This is a genomic window from Polaromonas sp. (genome assembly GCF_012927455.1).
Lineage (GTDB): Bacteria > Pseudomonadota > Gammaproteobacteria > Burkholderiales > Burkholderiaceae_C > Polaromonas.
The window spans coordinates 373,665-385,447 of sequence record NZ_JABBPE010000002.1 but is presented as its reverse complement, the minus strand read 5'-3'; the positions used below and the strand labels follow the sequence as shown (position 1 = coordinate 385,447).

Here is an 11,783-nt window from a genome sequence, read left to right as displayed (position 1 = left end):
AGTGCCGCCCCTTTTTTTTATCTTGAATGGTGTCGCACTAGTTTTTCAAGCGCGCACCGCAATCGATTTGGGCATCGAGTTGCAGGCCTTGGCGTGAAAAGTCGCTGTCGGTGACTTTACATCCGGAGGTGTTCTCTATCGCCTGAAGCAGCGCTGCCTTGCCCGACGCGCTGCTGTCAATCGGACGGTCAGCGCCTTTCGTGGTCGCCGTCCAGGTGCTGGCGGTCAGCGGGCCGATCAGGTAAGACCGTCCCTCTACGTTGACCGTCTGCGCCTGAGGATCGGCAGGCAAAGCGGCTGAGGAAAAATTGACCGGAACGGCGCAGGCGTTGAACAGCACACTGCCCGCTATCAGTAGGCGGCCCTGATAGCAAGGGCGGTTCATGAACGCCGCAGTGCCGCGGCGTTATTGGCAGACCCATGTGCCATCAGTGCAGCAGGCGCGCCAACAAAGGTGCCGGTCAGCAATTTTGGTTCAGGCACTTTGGGCGGTGGTTTGGGCATTTTGGAGTCAGGGCAACCGCTTAGCAGCAAGGCAACCAAAACGAGCAAAGTCAGGGGTGCGAATTTTTTCATCATGAGCCTCCAAACGCAATTCGTGCTGCGTTTGCCGAATCATAGGTCTGCTGCGGGTGGTGCGCCAGCGCAAGCAGGTAACTCGCGGCACAAACCTACACACACCGGTGCCGCGATGCAACGCCTCGCGTTCGACCAACCTGCCAAAGGCTTGGCAAAGGCCGCGCAAATGCTGGGAACGCTCAAAGTGTCTGGTCAGATTGCCCGCCATACACAACCTTGTTGTGCTGCGGTGGGGCGTCAGACGCATCGTCTGAAAATACGTCTTCGTCGCTTTCGTCTTCCTGACTAATTTCGATCTGGCTGTGCTCTCTACTTTGCTGGCCTTGATTGCCTTGGGCCCTGGTTCAGTTGCGCGTCGCTGGTTTGGTCTTGGACCGGATCTTGCAAGTTACCGTTCTGGCCGTGCTCGCCATTTTTGTTCTCTTTTTCCTGGGGTCGTTGTTCTTGCGGGTCGTTAGGGTCGCTGGCTTGGTTGTCAGAGTGCATGAAGTTCTCCGGAGGGGGTAAATGAGCCGCAAAATTGCTGCTCAATCATGATTTTGAAAAGTTCGTGCGCGCTCGGCCTGTAGGGCGAGTGGCTTTGTTTGCGTAGGAAGCCGGACAGCGCGCATGCCAGCACCGCCCGCATTCATTTAGCTTGCGCAGCCGGGTTGAAATCGAGTCGCTTCATGGCCGCCGTCAAGCGTTGGGCCGACGACGCGTAGTTGCTCCACGGCTGGTTGCCGGTGGCCAGCCGTCCGCCCAGGGTACGTGCCGTCCAGTGCGCGCCGCCGGTGAGGGCTGGCAACTCGTCCCAGGCCACGGGGACAGAAACCCCCAGACCCGGCCGCGCGCGCACCGACCAGGCCGCCACCGTGGTGGCGCCAAAGCCGTTGCGAAGGTAGTCGACAAAAATCTTCTTGACGCGGTTTTTCGGTCCGCTGATGGCCACAAAGCGCTGCGGCAGCACGCGCGCCAGATGGGTCACCATGGCATGAGAAAAGTTCTTGACCGTGGCAAAGTCGTGGCCGCGTTTGAGCGGCACCACCACATGCAGGCCTTTGCCACCGCTGGTTTTCAGAAAACCCGTCAGCCCGAGTTCATCAAGGAGAGTTCGCACCAGCTGCGCCGCCTCTTGCACTTCGGGCCAGCCCACGCCTTCCCCCGGATCCAGGTCAAAGATCATGCGGTCTGGCTTGCCGATAGCCTGGCTGGTGGCGTTCCAGGTATGAAACTCGACCACATTGAGCTGAGTGGCCGCCAGCAGGGCATCCGCAGTTGCGATTTCGAGCAGCGGCGCGTGGCCAGGGTCGAGCTTGGGGTCAAGCAGCTTGATGCCCGGAATGGACGTGGCTTCGGCGTGTTTTTGAACGAACAACTCGCCTTCTATGCCCGACGGCGCGCGCACCAGCGAAACCGGTCTGGCCTTCAGGTGCGGCAAGATCAGCGCGGCAACGCTGGCGTAATGCTCGACCAGGTTTTTCTTGGTAAAGCCGCTGCTCGGGTCGATGACGCGTTCGGGATGCGTGAGGCGCAGCGTGCGCAAGGCCGGGCTGGCACTGGGTGCGCTCTCGCTGCTGGGGGTGGTGGGGGTACTGCTTGGCGGGGGCACTGCATGTCCTTTCTCCAGCTCTGGCGGCGTCACCGCGCTTTCGCGAACAATGTGGCACGCTGCTTTGTCAAGGCGCAAGCCCTGGAATACCGCGTGGCGGATACGGCCGGCGTGGGTCCATTCGGCAAAAGATACTTCCGCTAGCAGCTGTGGTTTGACCCATTGGCCTTTCACCGCAGCGGGCAGCGCGGCAAAGGGGCTGCGCTCGCTGTGAATTTGGGACAAGCGAGCTTGCAGATCGCGCAATGTTTTCTCAGAAAATCCAGTGCCAACATTGCCGACGTAGCACAGCGTTTCATCCGCGTCGTGCACGCCTAGCAGCAGGGCGCCAAGCCCGGCGCGTGCGCCTTTGGGCGCGGTGTAGCCGCCAATCACAAACTCCTGGCGCAACTGTGTTTTCAGCTTGATCCAGTCGGGCGAATGGCTTGATCTGTAGTGTGAGCTGGCACGCTTGCCGACCACTCCCTCCAGCCCCAGGCGCTTCGCGGAAGCGAGCAGGTCTTGCGGGGCTTGCGCAAACGCTTCGCTGAAGCGAATGCTGCCCTGCGGCTGGCGCGCCAGCACGGCGCGCAGCCTGTCACGGCGCTCGGTCAGCGCAAGCGCGCGCAGATCCAGCCCGTCGGCGTAGGGCAGGTCGAAGACGAAGTAAACAATCTCGGCGGCATCTGCCTTGTGGGCACTGTCAAAGACGTTTTGCAACGCGCCAAAGTCCGGCAGGCCTTTGTCGTTCAGCATCACAATCTCGCCATCAAGCCAGCCTGACCCCAGGCCGAGCTGCCCAGCGGCCTTGACCAACGCGGGCAGCTTGGCGCTCCAGTCCTTGCCGTTGCGCGTGAAGCAGCGCACCGACGCACCTTCAATGCGGGTCAGCAGCCGGTAGCCATCGAACTTGATCTCGTACATCCAGTCTTCAGCGTCGGCGGGCACGCGCGTTACTAGCATGGCAAGTTGCGGGGCGAGGCTGTCGGGCAGCGCGGCTTTGACGGCGCCTGCGGGGAGGCGACCAGGGGACGGTGCCTTGGTCGCCGTGCTGCGTTGCGGGGTCTTTCGAAGCGCTTTGGCGCCGGCTTTCAGGATTGGTTTGGCTGGCAGTGGCTTGCCGCTCAGCACGCTGTCGGGAAGAGCCCTCAACGCATCGAATTCTTGCTCAGCGCGGGCATGCTCGTCGCGCTCCTTGATCAGCAGCCAGGTCGGCTGTTTTTCGTCGCTGCGGCCGTGCATGCGCACCAGCGTCCAGCCGCCTTTGAGCTTCTCGCCGTGCAGCTCAAACTTCAGTTTGCCGCTTTGCAGGCCTTTTTCCGCATCGCCCAATGGCGTCCAGATGCCACGGTCCCAGACGATAACGTTGCCCGAGCCGTATTGTTTTGGAGGAATAAGCCCTTCAAAGCTGGCGTAGGAAATCGGATGGTCTTCAACCTGCACGGCCATGCGTTTGACGGCCGGGTCCAGGCTGGGCCCTTTGGGCACCGCCCAGCTTTTGAGGCTGCCCTGCAGTTCCAGACGAAAGTCGTAGTGCAGATTGCGCGCGGCATGCTTCTGAATCACGAAGGTCAGCGCCTGGTCCGCGCGCTGCCCGCCTTCAGCGGGCTCGGGCGTCTGCATGAAGTCGCGTTTGGCGCGGTACTTCCCAAGCGGGTCAAGCGGGTCAGGCGGGTTATGAAGCTCGCGGTTGTCCATGACGGCGGGGTGTCGAGTTCAGGCGGCGCGCTGCTTGCCGGCGGGGCGCGCAGGTTTCTTTGCTGCGGCCTTGGTGGATGGGGTTTTGGGTGTGGGCGCGTCATCGCCAACCGAGCCACCTTTGCGCAGACTGCGCTGCAGCAACTCTGTGAGATCCAGTATTTGCGCTCCCCTACCGCCTTCAGCGGAGTCACCCGACGCTTCCAGTTGCGTCACCTTTTCCAGCTTGCCTGCCTTCGCCTTGCGTTCGACCAGCGCCATGATTTCTTCCTTGAACGAGTCGGTAAAAAGCTTCGGGTCCCAAGTCGTGGTCATGTCATCGACCAGCTGTTTGGCCATGGCCAGTTCGCGTTCAGACAAGCCGGCCGCCTTGGCGCCTTCGGCTGGCAAGTCCAGCTCTTCCCAAGAACGGATATCGCCGCCCCAGCGCAGCAAATTCAGCACCAGCCCGGGCCCCGACGGCACCAGCACAGCCAGGTGTTGCTTGGTTTGAATCACCACCCGCGCAATGCCCACGCGCTGCGTCTGCAGCAGCGTGTCGCGCAGCAAGGCGTAGACCTTTTTGCCCTTGTTGATGGGCGCAATGTAGTAGGGTCGCTCCAGGTAGATGAAGGGAATCTCGGTATTGGCGACAAAGCTTTCAATCTCTATGGTCTGCGTCGTCTTGGGATAGGCCGCTGCGATCTCTTCGTCGGACAGCACCACGTACTGGCCGTCTCCTTCTCCTTTTTCGTAGGCAATGCCTTTGACGATGTTTTCCTTGGTGATTTCCTTGCCGGTGATCTTGTTAATCCGTTTGTAGCCGACCGGGTCCATGCTGCGTTTGTCCAGCCAGTCAAAGTCCAGTCCGCTGTCTGAGGTGGCCGAATGCAGGGCCACCGGAATGTGCACCAGACCGAAGCTGATGGCTCCTTTCCATAAAGCGCGTGAAGCCATGTGGGTGCCCCTGTGTTTTTGCTGGGAAATGTTGGCCTACGGCCATTGCGTTACTGTTCCCGCGCCAGTGCTGGCCTGCTGTCGGCGGCCGGATTCCGATGGCGTAGGAAAAAACGCCAATAGAGGCCATCCGCCCTTCAGCGCTCACACCGCCAGCCCGGCTCATAAGGCGGGTCGTCCAATGCCGACGGGCCTTATTGGCGTTTGTCCTATGGCGTTTTTACGGGTGTCGAACAGACAATCGAGCTTCAAAAGTAAAAGGAACTGACCATGATCCGTCGCCCCTCATCCAGCACGTCTTTCGCCGCAATCACCTTGGTATCCCTGATTGCCTTGGCAGCGGTAAGCGGCTGCGGCATGATGAAGCGCGAGTCCAGCCTGGTGGCCTTCACCACTCAGTTGCGCGCTGCCAACGAGGTGCCGCCCAACGCGAGCCAGGGCAACGGTTCAGTTGACGCGGTTTTCAACAAGGAAACCAGCGAATTTCGCTGGAAAGCCAATTTCAGCGGTCTTTCGGGGCCTGCCACGGCGGCACACTTTCATGGGCCTGCCGCCATAGGCGTCAACGCCGGGGTCGCCTTGCCCTGGACCGCTCCCGTCCGCAGCCCGCAGGAAGGCCGTGCCACGCTGACGCCAGCGCAGGCGGCTGATTTGCTGGCCGGTCGCTGGTACGCCAATGTCCATACTGCCGCCAATCCGGGGGGTGAAGTGCGCGGGCAGATGACAGTGAGGAATTAGTGTTATGGCATCTTTCGCAGAAAAACCAGGGATGAATCCTTCCGCCGAAACGGAAATGCTGAGTGAAAGCCGCGGCCCCTTGCTGGCTGAAATTGAGCGGGGCGGCGTTGAAGCGGGCCTGAAGTTTTTGAATGCCCGCACCGACTATCGCTACACCGCGATTTACCGCTTTGAAGGCGCGATGATGCGCAATATTTACCTGTACGACCGGCTTGGAGAGTCCGTATCGAATTTTGCGAAAGTCCCGCTGGGAGACAGTTTTTGCCAGTTTGTCATGGCCGAGGGCGGTTTCAATACCGGCGATTCCAGCCAGGACGAGCGGCTGCTGGGACACTCTTACCGAGGTGTCCTCAATGCCTATTTTGGCCTGCCGCTGTCGCGCAAGCCAGGAACGATTTATGGCACCTTTTGCCATTTCGATCTCAAGCCGCAGGCTATTGATGACAGTGAAATTGAGTTTCTGCAATCGGTTACGCCGTGGCTGATGGACTATCTGGAATGATTTGCGGCGCCCGGTCTGGCCTTGATGGGTTGTTTATTTACTAGCAATTTGATAGCTGCTCGCGCCCGTTATTATTGGGTTAGGGGGCCATTTCATGGTGAATTTTCCGGGTTTTGATGCTTTGGCCTGAAATGACCAGCCCCTTCGGCCCAAGACGGGCTCCAAGTACCCTTGACGATGCGCGGAACGGTTTAAAACCGTAAAATCGAGGGTTACCCCCAAAATCGTAGGTTTCACCACACCGTGGTGCCAACGCCTGCTACAGATCCGCCCCATGAACGCCCCCGTTGACGTCTCCTTCTTTACGCGCGCCGCCAAGCCGCTGACCAGTTACCGCAAGTACTGGGCGGCGCGCTTCGGCACGGCCAAATTTCTGCCCACCACCCGGGCTGAAATGAATGCGCTCGGCTGGGACAGCTGCGATGTGGTGCTGGTCACCGGCGACGCCTATGTCGACCACCCAAGTTTTGGCATGGCGGTGATTGGCCGTGTGCTGGAAGCGCAGGGCTTTCGCGTCGGCATCATTGCCCAGCCCGACTGGCAAAGCGCGGAGGCCTTCAAGGCGCTGGGCAAGCCGAACCTGTTCTGGGGCGTGACCGCAGGCAACATGGACTCGATGATCAACCGCTACACGGCTGACCGCAAGATCCGCAGCGATGACGCCTACACCCCCGGCGATATAGGCGGCAAGCGGCCAGACCGCGCCGCCATTGTCTACAGCCAGCGCTGCCGCGAAGCCTATAAAGACGTACCCATCATTTTGGGCGGCATCGAAGGCAGCCTGCGCCGCATCGCGCATTACGACTACTGGTCCGACAAGGTGCGCCGCTCCATCGTCGTCGATGCCAAAAGCGACCTGCTGCTGTACGGCAACGCCGAGCGCGCGCTGGTCGAAATTGCGCATCGCCTGGCCGCCAAAGAGCCGGTACAGCAAATCACCGACGTGCGCGGCACCGCCTTCGTGCGTCGCCAGGACGACGAATCCGGCAAGGGCTGGTTTGAGATTGACTCCACGCAGGTTGATGAACCGGGCCGTGTCGAGTCGCACATCAACCCCTACATGACCACCAGCGAGCAGGCGGCCGGACAGGGTGCGAGCTGCGCCAAGGAAGACGGCGAGAAGGACGGCGGCGCCGTCTCAATATCCAACCCGGCGATCAAGCCTTTGGTCTTCATGCCCAATCCGGCGTTGTACGGCAAAGGCAGCGTCAAGGTGCCGCCACGCGATCGCACCGTGATTCGCCTGCCAAGCTACGAGCAGATCAAGGCTGACCCGGTGCTCTACGCCCATGCCAACCGCGTGCTGCACCTGGAAACCAATCCCGGCAATGCCCGGGCGCTGGTACAGGCGCATGGCGAAGGCGCAACGGCGCGCGATGTCTGGCTTAATCCGCCGCCGATTCCGCTGACCACGGCCGAGATGGACCATGTGTTCGATTTGCCGTATGCGCGCGGCCCGCATCCGGGTTACGCCGACGCCAACGGCCGCCACGACGGCGCCACCAAAATTCCGGCCTGGGAGATGATTCGCTTTTCGATCAACATCATGCGCGGCTGCTTTGGCGGCTGCACTTTTTGCTCGATCACCGAGCATGAAGGCCGCATCATCCAGAGCCGATCAGAGGATTCCGTCATCCGCGAGATTGAAGACATCCGCGACAAGGTTGAAGGTTTCACCGGCACCATTTCCGACTTGGGCGGCCCCACCGCCAACATGTACCGCCTGGGATGCCGCTCGCCCGAGATTGAGTCGGCCTGCCGCAAGCCGAGCTGCGTCTATCCCGGCATCTGCCAGAACCTGACCACCGACCACGGCCCGCTCATCAAGATCTACAAGCGCGGCCGTGCGCTCAAGGGCATCAAGAAAATCCTGATCGGTTCCGGCCTGCGTTACGACCTGGCGCTGCAAAGCCCAGAATACGTGAAAGAGCTGGTGCAGCACCACGTCGGCGGCTACCTGAAAATTGCGCCCGAGCACACCGAAGCCGGACCGCTCACCAAGATGATGAAGCCGGGCATTGGAAACTACGAAAAGTTCAAGACCCTGTTCGACAAGTTCACCCTGGAAGCCGGTAAGAAGCAGTTTTTGATTCCCTACTTCATCGCCGCCCACCCCGGCACCAGCGACGAAGACATGATGAACCTGGCCGTCTGGCTGAAGAAAAACGGCTTTCGCGCCGACCAGGTGCAAACCTTCTACCCCAGCCCGATGGCCACCGCCACGGCGATGTACCACAGCAACAAGAACCCGCTGCGCAAGATCACGCGCGACAGCGAAACGGTCGACATCGTTCGCGGCGACAAGCGCCGCCGCCTGCACAAGGCCTTTTTGCGCTACCACGATGCCAACAACTGGCCGCTGCTGCGCGAGGCACTCAAGGCGATGGGCCGCGCCGACCTGATCGGCAACGGCAAGCACCACCTGATCCCGACTTTTCAGCCCATGCTTGACGGCACTTACACCAGCGCGCGGCGCAAGAACTCGACTACGGTCGCGCTCAAGCCCGCCGCGCCGGTCAAGGGCCGCATGCTGACGCAGCACACCGGCCTGCCGCCGCGCGACAACGGGGCTGGCCGGGCTGCCGGCAAGCCGTTGCGCAAGGCCCGCTAGCATTTTTGCAATGAAAAGTTGCTCCAGCCCATATAGCACGGGCGTGAGCAGCTATCAAAACAGGAGCGTTGGGGAAACCGGCACGCGCTCGCTACCAACCCAAGAGAACTAGATCTATGCAGACAGCCCGCCGGGTTCTTGTGGCCCTGACCATGGCCGCCGTGGTTCTATGTTCCTGGCTTGCGCCGCTGGACGCGCCCGCCATGCAGCAGGTCGATGCGGGCCTGAAGAGGGCGCTGGTCAGCTTTGCCACTGCCAGGGTATTGAATGCCGCCATCTCGGTTGCGCAGGGCACGGAGGCTTTGGTGACGCCTCTGGGCGTGGGGGTCACTCTGGCGCCCGGCCAGGTGCTGGACCCCGTCAACGATCTGGTCGAACAGTTTTCCAACCTGATGCTGGCCGCCAGCGTCGTTTTCGGAATTCAAAAGGTTTTGATCGGCATAGGCGGCTACTGGCCTATATCACTGGCACTAAGCGCTGCAGCGCTGGGCTGGTGCTGGCTTTATATGCGGCGCCAGCACGCGCCTGCCTGGCTGTCCAGAATGCTGGTTATTTTGCTGATGCTGCGCTTCGCCATTCCCGTGGTCACGATAGGCACCGACCTGCTTTGGCAAAAATTTCTGGCCGCCGACTATCAGGCCAGCCAGCAGCTGATGGACTCGGCATCAGGTCAGGTGGACAAGCTCGGCCCCGCTGTTCCGATGGCTTCAGAGACCCCGGGATTGATGGAGCAAATGAAAGGCTGGCTGTCGAAAACCGCCGATGTGAAAAAGAATTTTGACGAGCTTAAACAGGCAGCAGAGCGGGCCACCGAGCACATCATCAAGCTCATCGTGATTTTTCTGCTGCAGACCCTGGTCTTGCCGCTGCTGCTTCTGTGGGCCCTGTATGGGGTGGCCAAACGTGCTTTTGAATGGCCGGGGCAGAGGCCTGATGTGAGATATCAACGGCAAGCCAGGGGAGTCGACTTGTCCTGATCGTGTTCAGCGAAGTTTCATGCGGGTGTGGAAGCCGTGATTACCTGATGGGAGTGCCATCTGCTATTTTTTTAATAGCTACTCGCGCATACGGAATGAGGGTTATAGGTCATTTTTATTTTAATAATCGTGCCACACGAGCCCCGCCCCGAGCGCCAGCAGCCCCCACATGAACCACGCACGAAAGCTCTCCTGGCTCAGTTCGTCGCGCAGGCGCTGACCCAGCCACATGCCCATCAGCGCCGGCAGCAGCAGCAGCAGGGATTGCGTCGCAGAGTCAGCGTTCAGGTGCCGGCTGGTGGTCAGGGTCACGGCAAGCGCCAAGGTGGAGACGGTGAACGACAGGCCCAGGGCCTGGGCCATCTCGTCTTTCTTAAGACCCAGCGCCTGAAGGTAGGGCACGGCCGGCAGCACGAACACGCCGGTGACAGCAGTCAGCAGCCCGGTCAGGCCGCCCACCACAGTTGAAACCCAGGCTTCTTGCCGCGGTGACGGTTGCGGCAGGTGCAGGCCAGCTAGCCCGGCGAGGGCATAGGCCGCCAGGCACAGGCCCAGCCACAGCATGGCGTCGCCGGCGGCTGCCAACATCCAGCCGCTGCCCATCCACGCGCCGGCGCAGACCCCGGCCATCATCGGCCACAGCCGCCGCGCCAGCGCTCGCAGGTGGTCACCGCGTGCCATCTGCCACAGATTGGTGATGAGCGACGGCAACACCAGTAGCGCGGCGCCTTCGGCCACCGGCATCATCAGGCCCAGCAGCCCCATGGCCACCGTCGGCAGCCCCATGCCGAGCAAGCCCTTGACATTGCCCGCCACGAAGAAAACAAAACTTACCACCATGAAGTCGTGGACATTGGGAACGAACATGAATGCACCTGAAGTAAACAGAGCTTTTATTTTGGTCTGTGGAAGCGACGGTGACTATCTGTCTTTGCTTGAGGTAGGCTTAGCGATGGCTATGTACCTGGGGTGATCGCTATGCGTTTTGACTGGACCGACCTTCAGCTTTTTGTGCATGCCTGCGAAGCCGGCAGCCTGACCGCAGCCGCCGGGCGCTCGCACCTGACGCTGGCCGCGGCTAGCGCGCGCATACGCGGCATGGAAGAGCAGGCCGGCGTGGCACTGCTGCTGCGCCACTCACGCGGCGTGCGCCCCACGGCCGCAGGTGAAGCACTGCTGCGCCATGCACACGCTGTGTTGGCGCAGATGACGCAGCTGCGCGGTGAGCTGGCGCTGCATGGCCGCGGCGCACTCGGAAAAATCCACCTGATGTGCAATACCTCGGCACTGGTGCAGCACTTGCCGCCATTGCTCGCGAGCTTTCTGCTGAAGCATCCGGCCATCGACACGGTGGTGGAGGAAAGCGCCAGCCACCTCACCGTGCATGCGGTTAAGCAGGGTGCCACCGACCTGGGCATCGTGTCGGACGCTGTGGATATGACCGGGCTGCGCACGGAATTTTTCTGCAGGGACCCGCTGGTGGTCGTGTTGCCGCGCGGGCACGCGCTGGCGCGCAGCCGCTCCGTGGCCTTTGCGAAGGCGCTGGAGATCGAGCTGGTGGGTTACAGCGCATCAAGCGCCTTGCAAACGTACTTAAGCCTGCAGGCGGCTCAGCTGGGCAAGCCCATGCGCATCCGCGCCAACCTCGGCAGCTTCGACGCGATATGCACCCTAGTGGCGCAAGGCGTAGGCGCGGCAGTCGTGCCCGCTGCCGTGCTCACGCGCGCCGGTAGTAGCACGCGCCTCACCGTGCGGCCGCTGTCGGACGCCTGGGCGCAGCGCTCGTTGTTGCTTTGCGCGCCCGTTGATTTTCCGGCTTCGCAGCCGGCTGGGCGACTGTATGAATTCCTGAAGGCGGCTGCGGCTGCGCGTTGTGTGTAACTATTTCAATTTGCACAACGAAGCCGAGTGAAAGGCGATGTTCGAATTGCTATAAAAATCTATTTTCCTGAACAAAATTTCAGGAAGTCGGAGAATTGCATGCAGGGTATAACGCACCAGCAAATTGCGCCCGGCGGCCGTTTTCAAGGGAAGAGGGCAGGAGAATGTCCATGTTTTCGGTGTCGCGATTAAAGCCGTTGAGGCGGACAGCGTGACCGCCGACCAGCAAATAGGCCACGCCTTCGGCCTGGAAGCGTCGCAACAGATCGAGCAAGCCGCGAAACCATCAAG

Annotated in this window: 10 protein-coding genes; 5 read left to right on the top strand and 5 right to left on the bottom strand. The window is 61.0% G+C overall.

What is annotated here, in order from left to right; genetic code table 11:
• Nucleotides 1–37: 37 nt before the first annotated feature.
• The 3 genes from HHJ18_RS02365 to HHJ18_RS02355 all read right to left on the bottom strand — a co-directional run bounded on the left by HHJ18_RS02365 (nt 38) and on the right by HHJ18_RS02355 (nt 4,783).
• The gene (locus HHJ18_RS02365; protein ID WP_296911146.1) at nt 38–385 is read right to left on the bottom strand and encodes a hypothetical protein; all 348 of its coding nucleotides are present in this window, start codon (nt 383–385) and stop codon (nt 38–40) included.
• An 822-nt stretch (nt 386–1,207) separates the two neighbouring features.
• On the bottom strand, nt 1,208–3,847 hold the full coding sequence (ligD, locus tag HHJ18_RS02360; protein ID WP_296911144.1) for a DNA ligase D: 2,640 nt from the start codon (nt 3,845–3,847) through the stop codon (nt 1,208–1,210).
• A gap of 18 nt (nt 3,848–3,865) precedes the next feature.
• Nucleotides 3,866–4,783, bottom strand: coding sequence for a Ku protein (locus HHJ18_RS02355; protein ID WP_296911142.1), 918 nt, complete (start codon nt 4,781–4,783; stop codon nt 3,866–3,868).
• 270 nt (nt 4,784–5,053) lie between these two features.
• Here HHJ18_RS02355 and HHJ18_RS02350 point away from each other — a divergent pair, with 270 nt between their 5' ends.
• The 4 genes from HHJ18_RS02350 to HHJ18_RS02335 all read left to right on the top strand — a co-directional run bounded on the left by HHJ18_RS02350 (nt 5,054) and on the right by HHJ18_RS02335 (nt 9,611).
• The gene (locus HHJ18_RS02350; protein WP_296911140.1) at nt 5,054–5,521 is read left to right on the top strand and encodes a CHRD domain-containing protein; all 468 of its coding nucleotides are present in this window, start codon (nt 5,054–5,056) and stop codon (nt 5,519–5,521) included.
• Nucleotides 5,522–5,552: 31 nt separating this feature from the next.
• Entirely contained in the window at nt 5,553–6,023 is a 471-nt protein-coding gene (locus tag HHJ18_RS02345; RefSeq protein ID WP_296911138.1) for a GAF domain-containing protein, read from the top strand.
• A 274-nt stretch (nt 6,024–6,297) separates the two neighbouring features.
• Complete coding sequence (locus HHJ18_RS02340) at nt 6,298–8,634, top strand: YgiQ family radical SAM protein (RefSeq protein ID WP_296911136.1); 2,337 nt, start codon at nt 6,298–6,300, stop codon at nt 8,632–8,634.
• A gap of 116 nt (nt 8,635–8,750) precedes the next feature.
• A complete protein-coding gene (locus HHJ18_RS02335; protein WP_296911134.1) occupies nt 8,751–9,611 on the top strand; it encodes a hypothetical protein in 861 nt (286 codons plus the stop codon).
• Nucleotides 9,612–9,731: 120 nt separating this feature from the next.
• Here the strand turns inward: HHJ18_RS02335 and HHJ18_RS02330 are convergent, their stop codons facing one another.
• Nucleotides 9,732–10,478 (bottom strand): sulfite exporter TauE/SafE family protein, encoded by a 747-nt coding sequence (locus HHJ18_RS02330; RefSeq protein ID WP_296911131.1) that lies wholly within the window; start codon nt 10,476–10,478, stop codon nt 9,732–9,734.
• A gap of 111 nt (nt 10,479–10,589) precedes the next feature.
• Here HHJ18_RS02330 and HHJ18_RS02325 point away from each other — a divergent pair, with 111 nt between their 5' ends.
• Nucleotides 10,590–11,492, top strand: a complete 903-nt coding sequence (locus tag HHJ18_RS02325; RefSeq protein WP_296911130.1) for a LysR substrate-binding domain-containing protein — start codon at nt 10,590–10,592, stop codon at nt 11,490–11,492.
• 79 nt (nt 11,493–11,571) lie between these two features.
• Here HHJ18_RS02325 and HHJ18_RS02320 read toward each other — a convergent pair whose 3' ends face one another.
• Nucleotides 11,572–11,766, bottom strand: a complete 195-nt coding sequence (locus HHJ18_RS02320) for a hypothetical protein (protein WP_296911128.1) — start codon at nt 11,764–11,766, stop codon at nt 11,572–11,574.
• Nucleotides 11,767–11,783: the final 17 nt, after the last annotated feature.

Coding starts and splice junctions, on each gene's coding strand:
- HHJ18_RS02365 (WP_296911146.1), bottom strand. CDS start 385: ATGAACCGCCCTTGCTATCAGGGCCGCCTACTGATAGCGGGCAGTGTG.
- ligD (WP_296911144.1), bottom strand. CDS start 3,847: ATGGACAACCGCGAGCTTCATAACCCGCCTGACCCGCTTGACCCGCTT.
- HHJ18_RS02355 (WP_296911142.1), bottom strand. CDS start 4,783: ATGGCTTCACGCGCTTTATGGAAAGGAGCCATCAGCTTCGGTCTGGTG.
- HHJ18_RS02350 (WP_296911140.1), top strand. CDS start 5,054: ATGATCCGTCGCCCCTCATCCAGCACGTCTTTCGCCGCAATCACCTTG.
- HHJ18_RS02345 (WP_296911138.1), top strand. CDS start 5,553: ATGAATCCTTCCGCCGAAACGGAAATGCTGAGTGAAAGCCGCGGCCCC.
- HHJ18_RS02340 (WP_296911136.1), top strand. CDS start 6,298: ATGAACGCCCCCGTTGACGTCTCCTTCTTTACGCGCGCCGCCAAGCCG.
- HHJ18_RS02335 (WP_296911134.1), top strand. CDS start 8,751: ATGCAGACAGCCCGCCGGGTTCTTGTGGCCCTGACCATGGCCGCCGTG.
- HHJ18_RS02330 (WP_296911131.1), bottom strand. CDS start 10,478: ATGTTCGTTCCCAATGTCCACGACTTCATGGTGGTAAGTTTTGTTTTC.
- HHJ18_RS02325 (WP_296911130.1), top strand. CDS start 10,590: ATGCGTTTTGACTGGACCGACCTTCAGCTTTTTGTGCATGCCTGCGAA.